A 24,641-nucleotide genomic window follows, 5' to 3' on the forward strand; every position below is an offset into this window, starting at 1 on the left:
AATAATATATACTAAACGAAAGAATAGGAGTTGGTAAACATGTCAAAGAGATCTTGTGATTGTTGTAAATGCGAATGTTGTTGCAAACCATGTTGCAGACCATGCTGCACTTCATGTTGTAACCCATGTTGTAACCCATGCTGCAATCCATGCTGCAATGATGGATTCGGTGGAGGATTTGGTGGAGGATTCGGTGGAGGCTGTGGTAACGGCTTTGGCGGAGGCTTCGGTGGCTTCTGGTGGATCTGGATAATATTACTTCTATTTGGCGGTCTTGGCTGTGGAGGATTCGGCGGAGGCTGTGGAGGCTTAGGTAGAGGTTTCTGGTAATTCCTGATTTTTAGACAAATAGAGTAATAGTGACTCGTATTACAATGTCACTTTATTGTGTGAATAGAGGCAAATAAAGCCTCTATTTGCATATAATCTATTAAAATAATAAACCAGTTTCTTATGCTGATTCCTATTCTTCTTGAGAGGAAAGTATTAAGAAACTTAGGTTTATTATTTTTATTTATCATAATGAAAATTTTAATATGAATTAAGATTAGAATTATGGTATATTTATTAATGCAATATAAAAAATAATTTATATGCATTTAAGGTAATTTTACTTAGTATAGACTTATTAAAAAATTAAGTATTACTTAAATAAATGTTTATTTTATGGAGTTGATTAGTATTATGGAAGAAAGATTACAAAAATATATGGCAAGTTGTGGCGTAGCTTCAAGAAGAAAATGTGAAGAGATAATATTAAATGGTGAAGTTAAGGTTAATGGAGTAGTTATAACAGAACTTGGAACTAGAGTGAATCCTGTAGAGGATAAGATTGAATACAAAGGAAGTTTAATAACTAAGGAAGAAAATAAAGTTTATATAATTCTTAATAAACCTGAAGGATATATAACTTCTGCAAAGGATGAAAAGGGACGTAAAACAGTTTTAGACTTAGTTAAAGTTAATGAAAGAATATATCCTATAGGAAGATTAGATTATGATAGTTCAGGACTTATTTTATTAACAAATGATGGAGACATATATAATAAAATAATTCACCCAAGAGAGGAACTAAATAAAAAATACATCGCAGTAGTTAAAGGCGAAGTTTCAAAAAAGGATATAGATACTTTTAATAAAGGAATTGATATTGGAGGATATGTAACAGCACCAGCGAGTCTTAAAGTTTTAAGTTATGAAAATGGAAAATCTACAGTTGAAGTATGTATTCATGAAGGGAAAAATAGGCAAATAAGGAAAATGTGTACAGCTATAAATCATGAAGTATTATCGCTAAATAGAGTATCAATAGGAGAAATACAATTAAAATATCTAAAAAAAGGCGAGTGGAGAGAATTAACTAATGAGGAGTTAAATTATATAAGAAACTTATAAAATCATGTTTTTTTAATAAATTTACTTATATAAATGAATGATTTTGAGTAATAACTTGCAAATTAAGAGTTTTTATTCTTAATATTTCAATATTCCTTGAATATATGATTGTAAGATGATAGAATTTAAATGAATATTATTCAATATTGTGAACGATAGGGTGATAAAAAAACATGAATGATATAAATAATGATAATAATGAAAATACTAAAGATTTAATGAGACTTATTCAGATTAAATTTTCAAGATTAAGCAAAGGTCAGAAATTAATTGCAGAATACATATTAAAGAACTATGATAAAGCTGCATTTATGACAGCAGCAAAACTTGGAACTTCAGTCGGTGTATCAGAATCAACTGTTGTAAGATTTGCAAATGAATTGGGTTTTTCAGGATATCCTAAGTTACAAAAGGCATTACAAGAACTTATAAAAAATAAACTTACAACTGTTCAAAGGATAGAACTTCAAAATGACTATTACAGTGATGGTGATGCATTAAAAGGTGTGCTTAAAGCTGATATGGAGAATATAAGAGCAACATTAGAAAAGATAAACCAAAATGTTTTTGAAAATGTTGTACAAAGTATATTTGAAGCAAAGAGGATATATATCATAGGCCTTAGAAGCTCAACTGCACTAGCAGAATTTTTAGGTTTTTATTTAAATGTAATTCTTCAAAATGTAAGAATTGTAAGCTATGGAATTTCAGATATTTTTGAACAAATGATAAATATAGGAGAAGATGACTTAGTTATTGGAATAGGATTTCCAAGATATGCTGCTAAAACTATAGATGTATTAGCTTTTGCACAAGATAGAAATGCAAAAGTAGTAGCAATAACAGATAGTTTATTATCACCTTTAGCATCTAAAGCAGATTATGCTTTAATTGCTCAAAGTAATATGGCTTCATTTGTTGATTCTTTAGTAGCTCCTTTATCTGTAATAAATGCTTTAGTTATTGCAGTTGGAATGAGAGAAAAAGATCGTATTTCAACTACATTTGGGAGTTTAGAACAAATATGGAAAGATTACAATGTGTATTCTTATAATAATAGAAATGTAGCTGATGACTAATAATTATAGCAAAAGCCTTAGAGGGATTAGTTAAACTTATTCCTTTAAGGCTTTTGTTTTGTAAATTTTGATATTATAAGACTTAATGTTAATATATAATAGATACGATTTAAGAAAGGATTTTAAACATGAATTTTAACATTGATATTCCAAATAATGTAATATTTATTCTTGATAGATTAAATAATAATGGTCATGAAGCTTATATAGTTGGTGGATGTGTTCGAGATAGTATACTTAATAATATTCCTAAAGATTGGGATATAACAACTAAAGCAACACCGGAAGAAGTTATAAAGTTGTTTGATAAAGTTATATTAACAGGGGTTAAACATGGCACAGTAACTGTACTTATAAATTCAGAAGGTTATGAAGTTACTACATATAGAATGGATGGAGAATATGAAGATAGTAGGCATCCTAAACAAGTGAATTTTGTATCAAATTTAAAAGAAGATTTAGCAAGAAGAGACTTCACAATTAATGCTATGGCATATAATAAGGTAGATGGATTAATAGATTATTTTGAGGGAGTAAGTGATTTAAAGAAAAAAGTTATAAAAACAGTAGGTAATTCTGAAAAAAGATTTTCAGAAGATGCTTTAAGAATGCTAAGAGCTATAAGATTTTCATCACAATTAGATTTTAGCATTTCAAATGAGACATTAAATTCAATAAAAAACTTAAGAGAAAATATAAAAAATATATCAAAAGAAAGAATTAGAGAAGAATTTAATAAGATACTTATGAGCAATACAAAAGGTATTGATATTTTAAGAGAAACAGGCTTAATGGAGTATATTTTCCCAGAAATAATTAAGTTTTATGATTTTAAAATTGATAATATGTATTACAATGATAATTTATATACTCATACAATTAGAGCTACTGAAGAAATAGAAAATAAACTACACTTGAAATTAACTATGTTATTTCATAATTTGCTTAAAATGAATAATGAAGATATGGAGTACACTATCTTACAGATTAAAAAGTTTTTAAAAGAATTCAAATATGATAATGACACAGTAAATAAAGTTACAGATTTGACAAGGTATATGCATAATTCTTTAAATACAAAATTAGAGATAAAGCAAATGCTAAATTTAATTAACTTAGACTTGTTTGAAGATTTGTTAAAGGTAAAAGAATCTGAAATATTATCTCAAAATCCATTATATAAGGAAGAAAGGTTATCACATTTGTTATATATTAGAGAAAATCTTAAAGATGTGATTTTAAACAACGAATGTTTTAGCTTAAGTAATTTAAATATAAGTGGTAAGGATTTGATAAGTTTAGGTCTTGAAAAAGGAAAGAATATTGGTGAAATGCTAAATGAATTATTAGAATTAGTAATGAATAATCCGGACTTAAATGATAAAGAAATCCTTATAAATATTGTAAAAGAAAAAATAAATTTATAAGGAAGATGTGAGAGTATTATGGATAAAGCAATAAATTATATGGAAATATGGGTAAAAGAGTGCATGGAGAAGTTATTAATGGAAAATGATATGTGCAAATGTGATAAATGTAAAAAAGATATTTTTGCACTTGCACTTAATAATTTAAAACCATATTATGTATCAACAAATAAAGGTGAAATAATGGCTAAAATAAGTGGAATGTATCAGCAATTTGAGACTGATATAGTAATAGAAGTTTCTAAAGCAATAGAAACAGTGAAAAAATATCCTAAACACGCAGATGAAACATTTTAGAGTGATATATAACTAATTAAAGAGGATTTTATAAAAGGCTCTGTTTTAGCAGGGTGTTGATATATGCATAAGTAAAGCTGGGCAGGTAATTGAACTTATTGCATATATAAACACGCATTTAAAACAGATCCTTATAAAAAAGTAAAGCTCAGCGTGAAAATAGAAATATAATTGCATTGCTAATTAAAAATCCTATAAACTGACTTGAAATTATTTAGATATAATTTTAAGTCAGTTTTTTCTTTCGAGATTCTTAAGAATTTCAATTAGAGTTTTGTAATATTTTACTTTTATTATAAAGGTAAGGCATATTCAAATGTCTAAAGGGATTAAATTTTCTATCAACTAATAAAATATGGTAAAATTAACATGAATTTTAAATTATTAAGGAGGATAAAATGAAAAATTACAATATTTTAGTTGTTGATGATGATAAGACAATAACTGAAGCAATAGAGGTATATTTAGTTAACGAAGGGTATAAAATTTTCAAAGCTTATGATGGTATACAAGCATTAGAAGTTATAGATCAGCAAGATATACACCTTGTTATATTGGATATAATGATGCCTAATATGAATGGGACTAGAACTACTATTAAGATAAGAGAAGAAAAACAGATTCCAATAATAATGCTTTCAGCTAAATCAGAAGATACTGATAAGATATTAGGTTTAAACTTAGGGGCAGATGATTATATAACTAAGCCATTTAATCCACTAGAACTTATAGCAAGAGTTAACTCTCAAATAAGAAGGTATACTAAGTTTTCGCCTTTAAAAGAAAATAACAGTGTGATTACAGTAGGAGGGATAGAACTAAACAAGGAGAGTAAAGAAGTATTTGTAGATGGTGAAAATATAAGATTAACTCCATTGGAATTTAAGATTTTAACCCTTCTTATGGATAATCCCAACAGGGTTTTTTCCATTGAAGAAATTTATGAAAGAGTTTGGAATGAACCGGTCTTTAATAATGTGGATACAGTTACAGTTCATATAAGAAGGATAAGAGAAAAGATAGAAATAAATCCTAAAGAACCAAGATATTTAAAGGTGGTGTGGGGAATTGGATATAAAATTGAAAAATAACAAAAAAATTAGACATGCTAATTTATTAATTTTACTCTTATGTATTATGATTTTACCTATTTTTATGAGCTCATCCCATAAATTCATTAGATACCAAAGGAAGATGGATGTTGAAGAATTTTTAATAAATTCTATGAATGATGTATGTCTTTTAGCAAGGGATATGAATTATTATGTTAATGAATCAGATGGAAGTCTAAAAGAAGAAGCTATACAAAATCAAATAAAATATTTAGAGAATGTTGATAGAGATAGTTTAAAAGAAGTTGTAGATGAAATTCCAAATGAATATTTGATTAACAATGAGGAAAATCATGATTCAATTGAAGGATACAATGAAAATTATAAGGAATTAATAGATAGACGCAATAAATTAGAAGAAAAACTTAAGCAAGGTGATGAAGCATATAGAGAAGAAGGAATAAAAAGCATACAAGGTTATTTAGAGGACAAATATCAGTATTTCGCAAAAAGTGGAAATGTGGAGTATTATATAGAAAAAAATGATGGTGAAGAGCCTATAACAAATATCAAAGGTAAATCAAAAGATGATATTATAAATGAAACTCAAAGCAATTATAAGTATTATATGATGGTTTTAGACATTAATTATAATAAAGTGCCAGAAGAAGTTAATGTTTCGACTAGTTTAAAAAAATTCTTTAATAAAACACATAATTATTATAGAATACAGAATCTTTATAATAATAAACAAGTTATTGTTAGGATATCGAATCCATTAAAAAGTGGTGATGAAATAGTCAATAAAATTAATGAAAAAAATGAGGAAAATTTTAAGGCATATACTTTTTTAATTTTAAGCTTATTAGATATTCTTATGATTATTATTTTAATGTTGAAGTGTAAAAAAACATTATATTTAATATTAAAGGATAATTTTATAATAAAAATTTATAAGAATTTATTTATTGAAATAAGGTGTTTAGTTTTTATATTATCTATAATATGTTTAAGATTTTTGTATAATGTAGTATGTTGGAGTAATACAGTATATTGGAGTAATTTATATACCCTTATTATAGTAGCGATTATATCAATATATTTAGTGGCATCAGACATAAGAAATTTATATTTATTAAATAAAGAAATAAATATAAAAAATTATATTTATAAAAAATCATTACTTTATAAAATATTTTTTAAAATTAAAGAATTAATAAAAGAAAGTTTCTTAATAAAGTCAACTTCCTCAAGGCTTGTTATATCAATAATAGTATTTATTACTTATGTTATCGTAGTATTTACACAAGCATATTTAATGGGGGATAGTATATGGATTTACTGGGAGTGGCCATATGAGGTAATGAAATTAATACCTAGCATTACATTTACTATATGTATAATAATATATTTTCTTTCCGTTGCAAGGAACGTTAATAGAATAAAAATTGGTACAGATAATATCTTAAAGGGAAATTATAATAATAAAATTGATGTAAAAGGAGCAATAATCCTTAAGGATATAGCAAATAATGTTATGAATATAGAAGATGGGTTAGACAAAGCTATAGATAAGGCAGTTAAGAGTGAAAAAATGAAGGGAGAATTGATTACGAATGTATCCCATGATTTAAAGACTCCACTAACTTCTATAATTAATTATATAGATTTATTAGATAGAGAGAATATTTCAGAAGAAGATAAAAAAAGGTATTTAGAAATTCTGAAGGAAAGATCATTAAGACTAAAGGTTTTAATTGAAGATTTATTTGAAGCTTCAAAAGCATCATCTGGAACTTTAGAGTTAGATATGGAGAACTTAGATCCAGTAGCCCTTATTAGACAAACTATAGGGGAATTTGAGAATGAAATAGAAAAATCTAATCTACAATTTATAAAGAATATACCTGAAGGAAAACTTTCTATATACGCTGATGGAAAAAAGACTTTTAGAGTATTTCAAAATTTAATATCTAATATACTTAAGTATTCTATGAAGAACTCTAGGGTATATATTGAAGTATGTGAAGAAGATGAGTATATATCAATAGTATTTAAAAATATATCAGAATATCAAGTTGATTTTACTGAAGAAGAAATACTAGAGAGGTTTAAAAGGGGTGACAGTTCGAGAACAACAGAAGGATCAGGGCTTGGATTATCAATAGCAAAAAGTTTAGTTGAATTACAAGGAGGACAGTTTATTATTAGTATTGATGGAGATTTATTTAAGGTAGTAGTTAATTTGAAAAAAGCTTAAAACCTATAAGATTAATATTATTTTAAATATTAATTTTATATAGGTGTGTAGATTTAGAAATTTGCTATAGAAAAAGACTATCTCAAAAAATATCTTTGTGTATTTGAGATGGCCTTTTCTTCTTATATTATATTTTAATGGGATATTGATATTGTAATGCAAGGGCGAAGTGGAATTAGAATTTGATTTTTATAATCTTTATTTTAAGACAGCCTGCTAAAAATATGATAATATAATATATAACTATATTAATGAAAAAAGCAAGCAATAAACGAGGTTTTAAGAGTATATTATATAGAATTTATATAAATTAAACAGTAGGAGATAAAGATAATAATGGAAGATAAGATAATACTAATAATATGTATCGCATTATTAATAATTATAATTTTACTTATATTTGCAGGAAACTATTTTTATAATTTTTCACTTAATCCTAAGATATCAAAAGATAAAGTATTTGATAGCAATAAAAACTCTGTAAGTGAAGTAGTAAAGAAAGATGAAACTAGCGGAGAGGATGGAGAAGAAGATAGAGAATGGATTTTAAATACATCAAAGTATAATGACGTATATATAAAGTCATTTGATAATTTAAATCTTCATGGGTATCAAATATTAAATACCGATAATTCACAAAAATGGGCTATAATTGTTCATGGATATACTGGTGAAGGATTAAGAATGGGAAGTAGAGCAAGGGCATTTTATGAAATGGGATATAATGTTGTAATACCAGATTTGAGAGGTCATGGTAAAAGTGAGGGTAATTATATTGGTATGGGATGGCACGATAGAAAAGATATTATTGAATGGATTAATTATATAGTAAATGAAGATAAAGAATCTGAAATTTTATTATATGGTATTTCTATGGGGGCAAGTACTGTTATGATGACATCAGGTGAAGAACTTCCTACTAATATTAAGGCTATCATAGAAGATTGTGGTTATACATCAGCTTGGGATGAATTTTCATATCAATTAAATAATATGTTTAAATTACCTAAATTTCCAATACTGTATGCAGCAAGTATTATTACTAAAATTAAATCAGGATATTTTTTGAAAGAAGCTTCAGCTGTAAGGCAAGTAAGTAAATCCAAGACTCCTATGTTATTTATTCATGGAGAGGAAGATAAATTTGTACCGTATTTTATGCTAGATAAGGTATATAATGCAGCGAAATGTGAAAAACAAATATTAATAGTAAAAGAAGCGGGGCATTGTAAGGCTCATAAAGTTAATCCAGATTTATATTGGAATACTATAAAGAATTTTATTGAAAAATATATTTAATAAAAACTATAAGGTGATTGTTGGTTAAGGTTTTTTTATGCATCTGGTTTTATAAGCATATGCGATAAAAAGCTAGTAAGCTAATAAAAATAACCTCTACTAATATTATAAATAAAGTGTTTAGATTATATAAATTATGGGTAAAATGTTTAATAATTGATTAAACATTATCGTTAATAATAATGTTTATTTAGTTTAAATTACAACAATATTATAATAGTAGAGGTATTTTTATGAATTACGATAAAATTATTTATAGACCACCAATTGAATCAAATACTTTATTATTACAAGTAACATCAGGATGTTCACATAATAGTTGTGCATACTGTAATATGTATAAAAATATAAGGTTTCAAAAAGAGAACTTGGATCAAATAGAAAAGGATTTAAAAGAAGCAAGTAAATTACATAAAGATGATTCAAGAATTTATTTATTAAATGGAGATCCATTTATTTTAACTACAGAAGAATTAAAAAATATAGCTATTTTAATAAAGAAACATTTACCTAAATGTAAAACAATAGCTATGTATGCTTCAATAAAAAGCATCAAATTAAAAAATATAAATGAATTAAAAGAATTACGTAATCTTGGAATTAACGATTTATATATTGGATTAGAAAGTGGAAATGATGAAGTTCTTTTAAATATTAATAAAGGAAATACTTCAAAAGAAGCTTTAGATGAATTAAGAAAATTAGATGAAGCGGGAATAGGATACTATTGTATGGTTATGACTGGTATTGCTGGCGCTGGTAAAGGAATTAAAAATGCTGTTGATACAGCAAAATTATTAAATAAAGTAAACAGTAAGGGAATTTTCCCATTATCTTTAATATTAATGCCAGGAACAAAGTTAAATTCAGATTGCTTACTTGGAAAATTCGAAGAAGCAACAGAATTAGAAAGATTAGTAGAATTAAGAACTTTAATAAAAAACTTAAATGTTAATGAAAATACATTATTTAGTTCAAAACATGAATCAAACTTTACACAAATGTCAGGGAAATTATCAAGAGATAAAGAAGAATTTATTAAAAGATTAGATATAATACTTGAAAATTACGACGAAATGAGATTAAAGTTTGAATTTAACAGAAATTTAAGAAGTTTATAATATTCGTACCATTTATATTAAATCTGAATACTATAAGAGTATGGAATGATAGCGCTTAAGTAGGAGGATTTTAAATGAATGGTTATCAGTTAATAATGAAAGTCCAACAAAAAATGCAGGATCCAGTATTTGCTCAAAGATTTTATCAAGCAGTGGGAGATCTTAAGGGAGTGCCTGGACTTCAACAAGAAGTACTTAGAATTGCTCAAATACAAGATGAAAGAAAAAGAGAAAAAGCATTAGACAAATTACCTAGTAAGGTTAAAAAATCAGTTCAGGATTTATTATCAATGATAGAAAATTAATAGATTTATAGTAATTAAAATATTAATTATAATTTAAGCTGATTAAATTTATTCAATTATAATTTTAAATTGTTAAAGGTTAAGCTAAGAAGCATCTAAAATAACTTATATTTTTAGGTGCTTTTTTAGGTTGCTTTTTAGTAAATTCTAATTTGGTTTGCAAATAAATATGAATTTTATATCTAATTTTTTGGAAATATGGCGAATATGTAGTATAATAGCCAATATACTAATAGAAACCAAAGAAAAATTAGGAGAAGAGAAATGAATTATAAAACTCATATAAATGGAGGTATTCTAGCGAGTTTTTATATAACTTCACAAATGCACAATATTGAATTATTACCAGTAACTATATTTGTTGGCGGTTCTATATTAGGAAGTCTTTTACCGGATATTGATCATAAAAGTAGTTATATTGGAAAAAAAGCAAAACCGGTATCTAGAGTTATAAATAAATTAGCAGGTCATAGAAAGCTTTTTCATTCACCATTATTATACTTAATATTATATTTAATAGTGACATATCCAGTTAAAGATGCACTTCAACTGATTTTTATTAATGGGTTATTTTTGGGAATAGTTTCTCATTTAATTTTAGATAGTTGTACAATTGGGGGATTACCTTGGTTTTATCCCTTAAGTAAAAAGAAAATATCCTTAGGTAAAATCAAAACTAATAGTCAATTAGAATTCACTTTTTGTGGAATAATAATATTTATCAATATAGTAATATTATTAGATTTATTAAGAATAACATCAATATTTACATTTACACAACATTAAGTTAAGGGGATATGTTTATCATGGTGTTAATGTATGATGAATTGTTAAGTTAAGTGCGACATCTCGTGTAAAAATAATGAGAAATAAAATAGTATATTAATAAATAAACAATTAAATAAAGTGTTTATTGAGTTGATAGCAGATAGTATGGAATTAATAAATGAAAATGATAGTAAAAGACTGTTAGAGCTTGCAGTAGATATTAAGAATTTTGGAGGAGAATGTTGTTATGAATGGAACAAATAGATGTGATATAAAAATAGGTTCTAAGGTATTAGTTGTTAAGAAAGAGGATCAACGTACAGGAAAGTTAACTGAGGGTATAGTTAAGAGAATTCTTACTAATTCTTCTAATCATCATAGAGGAATTAAAGTTATGCTTGAAGATAATGTAGTCGGAAGAGTTCAAAAAATTCTTTAAATTAAGTAGCTTTGAGTGAGTTCGGATATTATCGTATAAAGCTTACAGTCTATAAAGTTTATAGATTATAATCTCACATATAATTTTATGATATAATTAAATTATACGACGTAAAAATAGAGCTCTATTGAAATTTATATTATAAATTGGATTTTAATAGAGTTCTTTTGAGAGAGGAAGAAAATAATGAGTAAAATTCTTGTATTAGCTGAAAAACCATCAGTAGGAAGAGATTTAGCTAAAGTATTAAAATGTAATCAAAATAAAGGTTCTTATATAGAAGGAAATAATTATGTAGTAACTTGGGCATTAGGTCATTTGGTTACACTACTAGATCCAGAAGGATATGGAGATAAGTATAAAAAATGGAGTATGGAAACCCTTCCAATGCTTCCTAAAAATATGAAGTTATGTGTTATAAAGAAAACTTCTAAGCAATTTTATGAAGTGAAAAAACAAATGCTTAGAAATGATATAACTGAGATAGTAATTGCAACAGATTCAGGAAGAGAAGGAGAATTAGTTGCTAGATGGATTATAGACAAGGTTGGAGTTAAAAAGCCAATAAAAAGACTATGGATTTCATCTCAAACTGATAAAGCAATTTTAGATGGTTTTAGAAATTTAAAGCCAGGTTCTGCTTATGAAAATTTATATAGAGCCGCTCAAGGAAGAGCAGAAGCAGACTGGATTGTAGGACTTAATGTTACTAGAGCTTTAACTTGCAAATATAATGCTCAATTATCAGCTGGAAGAGTTCAATCACCAACACTTGCGATGATAGTTCAAAGAGAAGAGGATATCAAAAACTTTAAACCTAAGGACTATTATACTATAATAGCTAAAAATAATAATTTAGCTATGGAGTGGTCAGCTAATGATAACAATAATAGAATATATGATAATGAGTTAGTAAAGAAACTAATATCAGGATTAAAGGGTAAAGAAGGAGAAGTTTCAGAAATAAGCGAAAGTAATAAGAAGCAATATTCACCTGCTTTATATGATTTAACTGAGCTTCAAAGAGATGCAAATAGAATATTTGGATATTCAGCTAAACAAACTTTATCTATAATGCAAAGACTTTATGAAAATTATAAAATATTAACTTACCCAAGAACAGATTCAAGATATATAACAAGAGACATAGTTCCAACATTGAAAGAAAGATTAAAAGCTATATCTGTTGGAAATTATTCATCAGCTGTTAATCAAATATTAAAAGGAACTATACATGGTAATAAGAGTTTTGTTGATGATTCAAAGGTAAGTGATCACCATGCTATAATTCCAACAGAGCAAAAGGTATCACTTGGAATGCTTAGTAAGGAAGAAAAAAATATTTATGATTTAGTTATAAAGAGATTTTTAAGTGTGTTATTACCACCTTTTGAATATATTCAGACTTCAATTAAAGTTAAGATTGGAAATGAAAATTTTAAAGCTAAAGGTAAAGTTATAAAATCTAAAGGTTGGAAGATGGTTTATGATAAAAACGATGATCTTGAAGAGACAAGTGAAGACGGAGCATTAAAAGAACAAGTACTTCCTAATTTATCAAAAGGCGATAAGTTAAAGATAAATTCTATAGAAATAAAGAATCATCAAACTAAACCACCAGCAAGATTTAATGAAGGTACACTTTTATCAGCTATGGAAAATCCTCAAAAATACATCCAGCTAGATAAAGAGTCAGCAAAGACTTTAGGTCAAACTGGAGGATTAGGTACTGTTGCTACAAGAGCAGACATCATAGAAAAGTTATTTAACTCTTTTGTTATAGAAAAGAAAGGTAAAGACTTATATCCAACATCAAAAGGAAAGCAACTTATTGATTTAGTACCAAAAGATTTAAAATCACCTCTTCTTACAGCTAAGTGGGAAAAGACACTAGATGATATAAGTAAGGGAAAAGAAGATGTTCATAATTTTATTTCTAACATGAGAAACTATACAACAGCTTTAGTTCAAGATGTTAAATTCAGTAATGATAAATACATTCATGATAATATGACTGGTAAAAAATGTCCTGTATGTGGAAAATACATGCTAGAAGTTAAAGGCAAGAATGGCGTAATGAATGTATGTCAAGACAGAGAATGTGGTCATAGAGAAGGTGTATCTAAAATAACAAATGCTAGATGTCCTGAATGTAAGAAAAAATTAGAACTTAGAGGACATGGTGAAGGTCAAATATACGTTTGTCCAAATACAAATTGTAACTTTAGAGAAAAAGCATCACAATTTAAAAAGAGATTTGATAAAAAAGGTAAAGTAGATAAAAGAGAAGTTAATAATTATATGAAAAAAATGAAAAAGGAAGCAGAAGAATTTAATGATAATCCATTTGCTGCACTTTTAAAAGATTTTAAATAAAGGTTCTGCTTTAGTAGTGTGTTGATATATACATAAGCAAAGTGGACTGAGTAATTGAACTTAGGAATGCTAAAATGAGTATAGTCCAATTACAATGCCACTTTACCTATTGTATATATCAACACATATTTAAAATAGAGATTTAAATAGGAGAAAGAGTTTATTATATTTAAATATAGTAGGCTCTTTTTTGTCTAGGAAATTCTAAAAAATAAAAGAATATTTAAATTTAAGAATTTAAGAACTTAAGAATTTGATTGTAAAATGCGGGATTACAAGATTAAATTTTTAATAATAAACATGCTGAAATAATATATTTATAAAGTAAGACTTATAATAATTAAAAATCCGTTTGCAATATTTTAAGTATATAAGAATATTTTATATTATTAGGATTAATGTTTAACAATCTTCTTGAAAAATTTTGGAGGAAAATATATTGGAAGATAAGAGTAATATAAAAATAAGATATTTGCATTCTAATACTAGTAAAGGGTTTAAAAATAGATATACTGATGAATATAAAATTTATGCTCCTAAAATTGCAAAAAAATATAAGAAGGCTTTTAAAATTTTACTTAAACTTACTAAAAATAGAGATAAGACTTTATATATAATGTATGATAAGGTTAAAAAATGGTATGAAGTAGAAAATATAAACATGAGTATGGAAAAGATATATGTTAAAACAAAACTAGGCTCTTATTTAAGTGGCGGATGTGGAATAGAGGCATCTCTTTTGACTAATTTAACTGCAAGTGCTGTTTTTGCATATACTAGTTTGTATATAAAAAAGTTAGGAACTATATCAATATTATGCTATATGTTAATTATATCTTTTTATGGACTTATTGTACTAAGCAAAGAAGATGACGAAGTAGAAATGTACAATTTGTTTTTAGAAGTACTAAATGAATTAGAAAAAAATGGTGAATAAAAATTTTTTTTTCTACACAATATATTAGTGTAGAAGGGAAGTGTTTAAGATGTATGCACCTAAAAGATCTTGTAGTGAAGAAGAGAAAAATGTTAAGCGTTATAATGGAGAAGGTTATCACGACCTTGGAATGGTTACAGAAAATCAAATGTCAAATATAGCATCTAATCCTTTAACTGAACATTATCATGTTAAAGGATTTAATGATAGTACAGGAGAAAAGTGTACACATACCAAGTAAAATTAAGTAGTAAGTGGTGTGAATTTCTAGAATGAAAAAGCATAAAAACTTAACTTTTACACAATCTATATGTGTAGAAAGGACGTGTTTGTTATGAGTAATGAAAAAGAATATTGGGGTTATCATGGTGACAATGACCTTAAGACTTGTGGATGTTCATGCCATGAAAAGGAAGCACCATTGATTCACGAAGATAAAACAGAGAAAGTGAATGATACATCAGGAAAAAGCGCCACTAATAATAACTGGACATCAGTGCCTCAAAATTATGACATTGAAGAAGCAAGTAGAAGACATAAAAAAACTGCTACAAATAATCAATGGTAATCTTGTTCAAAGTAATGAAAAAACATCTATATTACAAACATAAGTTTTAAACTTATTCCTTTCAAAAATAATGAAGTTAAATCACATTAAATATCAATAATATAGTTATATGTGAGTATAATAATTATAAATATTTATTTATAATATTTGATGCAAAAAGTGATTTGGTAAATTATTTGGAGAGTTCCAGATATAATAAATTTATTATATCTGGAACTTTTTAATTGTATAAGAAAAGTATAGAATTATTAAAGCTTATAAAGCTAATAATATTTAGGATTAGAAATAGATTTAGTGAAAAATTGTATTATGATATAATTTTATTAGATTTATCAGAAAAACATATTTAAATTATTTAAATACTAGGAGTTAATAGTATATTATGGAAAAATTAGAAAGCATTTTAGACAATGTTATATATCTAGATATTGAAACAACGGGATTAGATGAAAAAAACTGTGAAATAATCGAAATTGGTGCAGTTAAAATAAAAAATTCAAGTGTAACTACATATGAGGTACTAATAAAACCTAAGGGGAATGTACCCGTAAACATTTATAAACTTTGTCATGGGCTAAAAGAAGAAGAATTGATGAACTCAAAGTGCTTAGAGGATATAAAGAATGAGTTATTAGTTTTTTTAGAAGATTTACCACTTATCTGTCATAATGGAGGTTTTGAAAGGAAATTTCTTTCTCATCATATTCCTGAGATAAAAAATGAAATATTTGATTCTATGGAACTTGCAGCAATACTTGAACCTTGGAGAAAAGAGTATAATTTAGATTCTTTAATAAAGAGTATTACTATTTTAGATAAAGATGAATTTCATAGAGGTCTTGAAGATTCAATTGATACTTTAAAGGTGGTAAATTCACTTTTATGTAGAGAGTGGATTAGAGAAGAAAGTAAGAAGAAAAATAAATCGCTATATAATATTATAGATAAAGACTATGAATTTTTAAAACATTGGGAATGGAAAGAATATTTATTGAAGCCAATATTATTTGATATAGGGGATTACCCTTATGTAAGTTATGAAGAAAATAAAAGAGAAGATATTAAGCTAAAAAGAATACTAATAGATTATGAAAAATATGAAGATTTATTAGTTAATGAAGAAATATGGAATAATGGCGGTGATTTTGGCTACCAATATAGGGAAGATCAAAAGCACTTTTCAAATAAGATAAGAGAAAATATAGAGAAAGAAAAAAGAATATTTATAGAAGCACCAACTGGAAGTGGAAAAACATTTGCATATCTTCTTATAGCAGCAACTAAAGCCTATTTAAACAAAAAGAATAAGAAAATAGAAGATGCAAGCTATTTTATATCTACAAATACTAAAGAACTTCAAAATCAGCTTATTGAAAAAGATATACCAATGATACTAAAAAAACTTGGATTAGAGAAAAAATTAAATTATGGAGCCATGAAAGGGAAAGCAAATTATATTTGCATAGATAGATTAAATAAATGCGATGCACTTAATGAAAGCAAAGAAAGTAGTTTAACCCAATTGTTTTTAAGAAGATTATGTGATGGTGGTAAACATGGAGATATAGAAAATATAAGTTATTGGGCATACATTCATTTTGAGATTGATAAATATTTAAAAGCAATAAACTGTGATAACGAATCTTGTGATTTGGATAGATGTATTAAACCATGCTATTTAAAAAATAGATATAATGAACTTCCAAGTGAAAATATAACAGTAATTAACCATTCCTTATTATCATGTTATCCATATTGTGAAAAGAAAAAAATAAATCATTTAATAATTGATGAGGCTCATAATTTGATGGATAAATGTTATGATTTCTTTTGTGAAGAGTTTATTTCTAATGAATTTATAGAATTATTAACTCAAGTGGAAAAAGGACATCCTAGTATTTATGCTCAACTTAGGACGTTAAATGCAGAGTATGGTTATAGAGAGAATATAGATTTAAATAAATTACGATTTTTAATTGAAGAAATTAATAGTAACATTATTATATTACTAAATGAATTTAGAAATATAGAATTAGTAAATGGTAAGTATAATTTTACTACAGAGTTCTTTTTACCTAAAGATGAGTTAAAAGATATAATGAATGAACTAAGGTTGCCAATATCCAATATAAAAGAAAGTATATATGGATTATATAAAGTCTTAAATGATTATATAAGAAGTATTACATTAGAAGATGAAACAAATGGAGATAAAGAATTTAGAAGCTTAAATGATTATGTGGGCAAATTAAAAGATAACTTTAATATAATAGATAAATTTTTAGAAGAAAGTAGATTTTATGCAAAAGAACTAGAAATAGATATGGAATACAGGGGATTCACATTTAGAAATATACCTTTAAATGTTGGTGAATTAGTAAATGAACATATGCTTAAAGAAGTAAAAAGTACAACTTTCTTATCAGCAACTTTAAGAATAGAAAATTCTTTTGAAAAGATAAAAAATCATTTAGGTCAAGAAAATTCTAATGAATTTATAATTCCATCTACCTTTAATTTAAAACAGAGAACAAAAATATTTGCTTTAAATGATATAGGTTCTTATGATAGTCCAAATTACACTAAGAATATGGCATATTTTATATTTAATACTGCTAAAAAGTTAAATGGACATATACTTGTTTTATTTAATAGCAATAATAGAAAACAAGAAGTTTTTGATGAATTACAATTATTAGCTAGTGGAACAAAGATAGAAGTCCATGTAAATAGAAAAGCTATTTCATCTCTAAATGATAAAAATAGAAGTGTTATAGTATTGGGTGGAAAAGGATTCTTTGAAGGAATAGACATAGCTGGAGAAGGACTTACATGTGTAATGTTAGATAAATTACCTAATTACAGTATAGATTACCCAATATTAAAAGCTATAACGACATATCAAAATAAGAGATACCAAGAAGTTAATTATCCTCAACTATGTATAAAAATGAAGCAGATATATGGAAGATTGATTAGAAGCGATTTAGATTATGGATATTTTATTATATTAGATCCAGGGAAGAATTCTAATACAATAAGAAATATAGAAAGAGATCTTAGCGGTCCAGAAATTGAAATTCTTAATTCAGATAGAGTATTAGATAAAATGGATTATGACTATAAGTTTTGGAAAAAGTATAACTTAAATATTTTGTTAAGAGATATGAGGAAGAAAAATAAAAACATTGAAAGTGAATTTAATAATGAGGCGAAAAAACACAAGATCTTTTGGGAAATTTTAGGAACTAAAGATAATCAAAGTTATTTTCGTAACATAGATTTCAATTTAAAGGCTAAATTATAGATAATAAGGTATGATGAAAATAAATATTGAAAAAAGTATTCCTCAATATTTTCACTTTAAATATAGTATAATCATTTTGATTTTTAAGGAATAGTAACAAAGCAAAATTGACAAAATAAACGTACATAAGGAAAAGAAAGCTAGGTGTAAATAAATATGAAAAAAGTATCCAAGAGATATTTACTTGTGTTAAATCTAATTGCTATGTTTGCGTTCAGTATGGCGCATCCTGTTACTCCAAGGTTAATTACAGAATTATCCTTACCTTCTTTTATGTTTGGCGTTTTTTTTGCATTTATGTCTGTTGCTACATTTATTTCATCTCCAATATGGGGTAAGTTATCAGATGAAAATGGTAGAAAGAGATATTTAATATATGGTGTTTGTGGATATGGAATAAGTCAAATAGGATTTGGATTTTCAAAGAACATAATATTAATATTAATTTTTAGATCTTTAGCAGGTGCATTTGCAGCTAGCTATATAACAGTTTCTATGGCGTATATAACAGACATAACAAGTAAGAAAAATAGAATAAAGTATTTGTCATACTATTCGGCTTTTGGTTCAATAGGAAGTTCTTTAGGATCACTTATGGGAGGGATAATAGGTAGTGGTAAATATAAAGTAACATTTTTATTTCAATTTGCTGTATGTTTAATAATAACTATATTAATAAATTTATTTATAGGAGAGAGTATAAGGCCCCCTTCTTTAAATGTAAATAAAAAATTAAAGATATGTGAAGGAGAGAAGATTAAGATAAATTTTAAGTCTATATTAGGCATTATGATAATAGCAGTTGCATTGGTTTCTTTTGCAACAACAAGTTATAATTCAACAATAAACTATTACTTGGAAGCAGTTTTAAATTTACCACCAAGCATAATTGGTATAGTAATGTTTGCTTCAGGAATAATTGGACTTATAATGAATTTTTTTGTAAACCCTTATTTAGCTGGGAAATTTAATGAAAAGAAGCTTTTTAAATCAGTGGTATTGCTTTCAGGAGTTTCTCTTATAACAGCATCATTAATAGAAAATTTGAGTATTGCAATAATATTTATAATAATTTTCTTATCATTTATTTCGTTAACAACACCAATACAACAAAGTATAATATCAAAAGAATCTAGTAAAAATTATGGGATGATAATGGGAGTACAGAATTCGTCAAAAGCATTGGGAATGGTGATTGGGTCGCTATTTTCTGGTTTTATATTTAATTTTGGTAGCAAGTTACCTTTTATAATTGCAGGAGTTATATTAGTAATTACATACTTTATGTTAATTTATACAAAAAATTTTAAAGATGATGAATTTTCAAATTGTAAGAATTTCTAATGAGAAATAATGAATTTTATAAAATATTAAGTATATATTGAGAACATCTTAATAAATTGTAATGTGTTTGAATAAATAATTGTTATATGTTATAATTTCAACATTCATACGAAAGACTCGTATATTTCCGATATAATGGTTGGAAAGTTTCTACCTGCTATCCGTAAATTAGCAGACTACGAGGTATTGTTAAGATTCTTGATTTATTATCTAGAAATGCAACACCTCAAATTTTATATTTGAGGTGTTTTTTTATTAGATTTATTTAAGCACATATTAGTTATTTACGTGTCTTTAGGTATGATCATTTTTACTAGGAGGGGGATAAATAACATGCAATTAGAGCAAAAGAAAATGCTTAAAATGAGAGAAGATGATTTATTAGAAAATCAAGATGATTTACAATTGCTTTATGGTATTGATGATAAACCTAGCTTAACTACTCAAATATTATTGGCATTTCAAAATATATTTGCAGCATTTGGAGGAATTATAGTGGTTCCATTAGTTATTTCAAGTGCATTGGGGTTTGACACTGCAACATCAACTGCTCTTATGAGTGCAACAATTTTAGCAGCTGGGATAGCTACCGTTATTCAATCTAGAGGAGTTGGACCAGTAGGATCAAGAGTAGCATGTATAATGGGAACAGATTTTACTTTTGTTTCACCATCTATAGCTGTTGGAAGTGTTTTTGGAATTCCAGGTATTATAGGTGCAACAATCTTAGGTTCATTTGTAGAAATAATTTTAAGTTTTATAATCAGACCATTAATGAAATTATTTCCACCATTAGTTACAGGAACAGTTGTATGTTTAATAGGTCTTACATTACTTCCAGTATCTATGGATTGGGCAGCTGGTGGTGTAGGTTCACCAAGCTATGGTAGTATAATGAACATTTCAATTGCTATGTTAGTAATGATTGTTACATTGCTTTTAAATAGATATGGAAAAGGGTTAGTTAGCAGTGCTTCAATTTTAATTGGTATGGTAATGGGATATATAATATGTATACCACTTGGAGTGATTGATTTTACTACTGTAAGAGAAGCAAATTTTTTATCATTTCCTAAAATATTCTCATATGGTGTAACTTTTGATTGGAAAGTAGTATTACCTTTTATTCCTGCATATTTTGTTACTACAATAGAAACCGTTGGGTGCTTAAAAGCGATAGGAGAGGTTTCTAAAGTAGATATGGACGATAAAAGAGTTGGAGCAGGGGTATTGGCTGACGGAATTGGAAGTATGTTAGCAGGAGTCGTTGGAACATTTCCTAATACTTCTTTTAGTCAAAATGTAGGATTAATTCCATTAACAAAAGTAGCTAGTAAATGTGTTGCAATGATGGCTGGAATTATATTAATTATATTAGGATTTTTCCCTAAGTTTGCAGCTTTAATAAATATAATACCTTCACCAGTTTTAGGTGGTGTAGGAATAGTAATGTTTGGTACTGTTGCAGCATCTGGAATTAAGACTTTGAGTAGAGTAAAGTTAAACAATAGAAATTTATTAATAATAGCAACATCAATAGGTCTTGGAGTTGGAATCACATTCCGCCCAGATTTTATAAGTCAATTACCAGAAGGATTAAAAATGATATTTTCATCTGGTATTTCAACTGGAACTATTGTAGCTTTAGTTTTAAACTTAATATTAAAAGATGAAAAAAGTGAGGTAAAATAAAATGGAAAATTTACATAAGCGTATATTAGAAGAAGGACAGGCACTTTCAAATGATGTGTTAAAAGTAGATTCGTTCTTAAATCATCAAGTAGATGCTGATTTAATGTATGAAATGGGTACATATTTTAAAAACTACTTTAAAGATCATAAGATAACTAAGATATTTACAATTGAAAGCTCAGGAATTGCACCAACTGTTATGACAGCTATGCAAATGAATTTACCAATGGTAATATTAAAAAAACAAGGATCTAAAATATTAAAGGGTGATGTGTATCAAACAACAGTACATTCATTTACAAAAGGTACAGATTATGAACTTACACTTCAAAAGAAGTATATAAATGAAGATGATAATATATTAATTATAGATGATTTTTTAGCTAATGGAGAAGCAGCTCTTGGGGCAGCAAGATTAGTAGAAGGTGCTGGAGCTAAAGTTGCTGGAATTGGGATTGTAATAGAAAAATCATTTCAACCAGGTCCAAAACTTTTGGAAGAAAAAGGATATGATGTATATTCTTTAGCTAGAATAGAAAAGCTTGAAAAAGGAATTATAAAAATTGCAAAATAATGCTTTTAAAATTGTATTTTAGAAATAATATATATATTTTCGTATAAAGCTCGTGGACTGAGAAATTAGCTTTAAGGATTCTAGAATGTATATTAGTCTAATTAATGCATGCTCCCAATGAAACATTGGGACAAGCAATTAATTCAACAAATATCCATTAAGAATTCTAAAAAGCAAATTTCAATGTCACTACGCTCTTATAAGAAAATATATATAATTAACTAAAATTATATATGCGTAACTAAAACTAGAATCATAGTTAAATTACTATTAATTATGAATTCTAGTTTTTATTATTGTTTTATATATTAAATTCCATAACAATACTATACAATTGTAAAGGAAATTTATAATTTTTAAACTTAAAGAGCTGATAAAACCTAAGTTTTTGAAGTAAAACTCGTAAATTTCCACTTACAAGTAATAAAATACTTACGTTGTTATAGAATGCTTGGTAAAATTGTATATTTTATGTTAATATTGTACGTGGAGTTTTTCAGGTATTTATAGTTATTTATATAGATAAAAGGGGGAGAAATAGTGACAATAACAAAACAGTTAATAAACATAGTAGAAGATAAAGTATTTCTTCGTAAAACAATAGCAATTGCTGTTCCAGTAACAATACAAGCTCTGCTTAATACATCTTTAAATTTAATAGACACTATGATGATAGGCCAATTGGGCGAAACTACCATTGCAGCTGTAGGACTTGCTAATAAAGTTTTCTTTGTATTTACATTATTATTATTTGGAATTGTAAGTGGATCATCAATATTAACTGCTCAATATTGGGGTAAAAAAGATATTAAAAATATAAGAAAAGTACTGGGAATATCTTTAATTATAGGTTTACTTGGAGCAATAATATTTGTTATTCCAAGTTTGATATGTCCTAATTTAGTTATGAGGATTTTTACACCAAATGAATCAACAATAAGTATTGGTGTTATGTATTTATCAATTGTTGCATTAAGTTATCCATTAACAGCAATTACCAATGCCTATATTTCTTTATTAAGAGCTGTAAATGAAGTAAAAGCACCAGTTGTAATAAGCTTATTTTCAATTTTAATTAATGCAATTTTAAATTACACATTAATATTTGGACACTTTGGTTTTCCAGCATTAGGTGTGCAAGGAGCTGCTATTGGAACTTTAATTGCTAGGATAGTTGAATGTATTAGTGTATTGAGTATAGTTTACTTAAAGAATGGACCAGCTGCTGCAAGGCTAAAGGAATTAGTTGATTTTGATAAAGAGTTTATAAAAATGTTCTTTATTACAGTATCTCCAGTTATTGCAAATGAGTTTATGTGGGGACTCGGAGTAACTATATATTCACTTGTATATGGAAGAATGGGTGATGGAGCAGTTGCGGCTATTACTATAACTCAAACAGTTGAACAAATAGCAGTGGTAATGTTTCAAGGTATTAGTGCAGCAACAGCTGTTATTTTGGGAAATGAATTAGGAGCAAATAAACTTAAAAAAGCTGATGAACATGCAAAATATCTTCTTATATTGCAATTTATAGCTACTTTAGTTGTAGGAATTATATGCGTTTTAACGAGATGGCCATTAATACGTTTGTTTACTGTAACAGAATCAGTAGCAGTAGATATAAGTAAATGTCTAATAGTATTTGTATTATATTTACCTTTTAAAATGTTTAATTTAGTTAATATTACAGGAGTTCTTAGAAGTGGAGGCGATACTAAAGCAGGACTTATTTTAGATGCTACGGGAGTATGGTTAATTGGAATTCCTTTAGCTTATTTAGGAGGAATACTTTTATCATTACCTATTTATTGGGTTTATGTACTAGTATTAGCAGAAGAAATTTATAAATTTGTTTTAGGATTTAAAAGATATAAACAAAAGAGATGGCTAAAGAATATTGTTGAAGTATAATTTAGTTAAATATTACTTATTAAATTTAAGTTTTAAAAATTATGTATTGATATATGCATAAGCAAAATGGATAGAGTAACATACTACCTTGACTAGCACATATTTAAACATAGCCAATTAAAAAATAGCTGAAAGTATTTTGTTATACTCAGCTATTTTTTTATTTAAAATATCATAAGTTAAATTGGTAGTTTTAGAGGAATTTTATTAATGAGTAAAAAACAATATTTTCAATATATTATTAGTAGAATGTCTGATGACATAATTAAAATATATAAATAAGAATATTTTTTCATTATAGAAAGAAAATAATATTAGTAAGATAATTTTTAAGAAGAAGAAATAATAAATTTAGTAAGATTTTTAGACCTAGGAACAAGTGAATATTTACATGTTGCAAATATTAATGACATTATGATTTTATATAATAATACGAACTTTACAAATTAAAAATCATTTGTAAAATTAAATAAACAATTGTATGATT

General features: G+C 26.5%; 22 protein-coding genes and 1 riboswitch. All 22 genes read left to right on the forward strand.

Annotated elements, in window-relative coordinates:
• The first annotated feature begins 39 nt into the window (after positions 1–39).
• The 22 genes from RYM86_RS09775 (at position 40) to RYM86_RS09880 (ending at position 24,154) form a co-directional block, all read left to right on the forward strand.
• Positions 40–330 (forward strand): hypothetical protein, encoded by a 291-nt coding sequence (locus tag RYM86_RS09775; RefSeq protein ID WP_315080040.1) that lies wholly within the window; start codon positions 40–42, stop codon positions 328–330.
• Positions 331–684: 354 nt separating this feature from the next.
• Positions 685–1,395 (forward strand): pseudouridine synthase, encoded by a 711-nt coding sequence (locus tag RYM86_RS09780; RefSeq protein WP_315080042.1) that lies wholly within the window; start codon positions 685–687, stop codon positions 1,393–1,395.
• 173 nt (positions 1,396–1,568) lie between these two features.
• A complete protein-coding gene (locus tag RYM86_RS09785; protein ID WP_315080043.1) occupies positions 1,569–2,474 on the forward strand; it encodes a MurR/RpiR family transcriptional regulator in 906 nt (301 codons plus the stop codon).
• A 128-nt stretch (positions 2,475–2,602) separates the two neighbouring features.
• Positions 2,603–3,901, forward strand: coding sequence for a CCA tRNA nucleotidyltransferase (locus tag RYM86_RS09790; protein WP_315080045.1), 1,299 nt, complete (start codon positions 2,603–2,605; stop codon positions 3,899–3,901).
• A gap of 18 nt (positions 3,902–3,919) precedes the next feature.
• A complete protein-coding gene (locus RYM86_RS09795) occupies positions 3,920–4,198 on the forward strand; it encodes a late competence development ComFB family protein (RefSeq protein ID WP_315080046.1) in 279 nt (92 codons plus the stop codon).
• A gap of 398 nt (positions 4,199–4,596) precedes the next feature.
• Positions 4,597–5,289: a response regulator transcription factor gene (locus tag RYM86_RS09800; protein WP_315080048.1), complete on the forward strand. Its 693-nt coding sequence runs from the start codon at positions 4,597–4,599 to the stop codon at positions 5,287–5,289.
• A gap of 103 nt (positions 5,290–5,392) precedes the next feature.
• Positions 5,393–7,510 (forward strand): HAMP domain-containing sensor histidine kinase, encoded by a 2,118-nt coding sequence (locus RYM86_RS09805; RefSeq protein ID WP_315080049.1) that lies wholly within the window; start codon positions 5,393–5,395, stop codon positions 7,508–7,510.
• A gap of 336 nt (positions 7,511–7,846) precedes the next feature.
• A complete protein-coding gene (locus RYM86_RS09810; protein WP_315080051.1) occupies positions 7,847–8,809 on the forward strand; it encodes an alpha/beta hydrolase in 963 nt (320 codons plus the stop codon).
• A 233-nt stretch (positions 8,810–9,042) separates the two neighbouring features.
• Positions 9,043–9,930 (forward strand): radical SAM protein, encoded by an 888-nt coding sequence (locus RYM86_RS09815; RefSeq protein WP_315080053.1) that lies wholly within the window; start codon positions 9,043–9,045, stop codon positions 9,928–9,930.
• 74 nt (positions 9,931–10,004) lie between these two features.
• Positions 10,005–10,235, forward strand: coding sequence for a hypothetical protein (locus RYM86_RS09820; protein WP_315080057.1), 231 nt, complete (start codon positions 10,005–10,007; stop codon positions 10,233–10,235).
• Between the two features lie 264 nt (positions 10,236–10,499).
• The gene (locus RYM86_RS09825; RefSeq protein WP_012451645.1) at positions 10,500–11,021 is read left to right on the forward strand and encodes a metal-dependent hydrolase; all 522 of its coding nucleotides are present in this window, start codon (positions 10,500–10,502) and stop codon (positions 11,019–11,021) included.
• A gap of 120 nt (positions 11,022–11,141) precedes the next feature.
• Entirely contained in the window at positions 11,142–11,267 is a 126-nt protein-coding gene (locus RYM86_RS09830; protein ID WP_315080063.1) for a hypothetical protein, read from the forward strand.
• A complete protein-coding gene (locus RYM86_RS09835) occupies positions 11,251–11,442 on the forward strand; it encodes a YwbE family protein (RefSeq protein WP_252212375.1) in 192 nt (63 codons plus the stop codon). The genes RYM86_RS09830 and RYM86_RS09835 overlap by 17 nt, the downstream gene beginning before the upstream one ends.
• 186 nt (positions 11,443–11,628) lie before the next feature.
• Positions 11,629–13,818: a DNA topoisomerase III gene (locus RYM86_RS09840; RefSeq protein ID WP_315080069.1), complete on the forward strand. Its 2,190-nt coding sequence runs from the start codon at positions 11,629–11,631 to the stop codon at positions 13,816–13,818.
• A 439-nt stretch (positions 13,819–14,257) separates the two neighbouring features.
• Positions 14,258–14,755, forward strand: coding sequence for a hypothetical protein (locus tag RYM86_RS09845; RefSeq protein WP_315080071.1), 498 nt, complete (start codon positions 14,258–14,260; stop codon positions 14,753–14,755).
• Positions 14,756–14,804: 49 nt separating this feature from the next.
• Positions 14,805–14,996: a hypothetical protein gene (locus RYM86_RS09850; RefSeq protein ID WP_315080073.1), complete on the forward strand. Its 192-nt coding sequence runs from the start codon at positions 14,805–14,807 to the stop codon at positions 14,994–14,996.
• A gap of 93 nt (positions 14,997–15,089) precedes the next feature.
• Entirely contained in the window at positions 15,090–15,323 is a 234-nt protein-coding gene (locus RYM86_RS09855; protein WP_315080076.1) for a hypothetical protein, read from the forward strand.
• A gap of 382 nt (positions 15,324–15,705) precedes the next feature.
• Positions 15,706–18,630, forward strand: a complete 2,925-nt coding sequence (locus RYM86_RS09860) for a helicase C-terminal domain-containing protein (RefSeq protein ID WP_315080078.1) — start codon at positions 15,706–15,708, stop codon at positions 18,628–18,630.
• A 156-nt stretch (positions 18,631–18,786) separates the two neighbouring features.
• Positions 18,787–19,974 (forward strand): MFS transporter, encoded by a 1,188-nt coding sequence (locus RYM86_RS09865; protein WP_315080081.1) that lies wholly within the window; start codon positions 18,787–18,789, stop codon positions 19,972–19,974.
• Between the two features lie 97 nt (positions 19,975–20,071).
• A riboswitch (purine riboswitch) is annotated at positions 20,072–20,173 on the forward strand.
• 164 nt (positions 20,174–20,337) lie between these two features.
• Entirely contained in the window at positions 20,338–21,666 is a 1,329-nt protein-coding gene (locus RYM86_RS09870; RefSeq protein WP_399547586.1) for a uracil-xanthine permease family protein, read from the forward strand.
• A gap of 1 nt (position 21,667) precedes the next feature.
• On the forward strand, positions 21,668–22,240 hold the full coding sequence (locus tag RYM86_RS09875) for a xanthine phosphoribosyltransferase (protein WP_315080084.1): 573 nt from the start codon (positions 21,668–21,670) through the stop codon (positions 22,238–22,240).
• 540 nt (positions 22,241–22,780) lie between these two features.
• Positions 22,781–24,154 carry an MATE family efflux transporter gene (locus RYM86_RS09880; protein WP_315080085.1) on the forward strand — a complete coding sequence of 458 codons (1,374 nt, stop codon included), beginning with the start codon at positions 22,781–22,783 and terminating at the stop codon, positions 24,152–24,154.
• The last annotated feature ends 487 nt before the right edge of the window (positions 24,155–24,641 follow it).

Source organism: uncultured Clostridium sp. (assembly GCF_963527835.1).
Taxonomy (GTDB): domain Bacteria; phylum Bacillota; class Clostridia; order Clostridiales; family Clostridiaceae; genus Clostridium.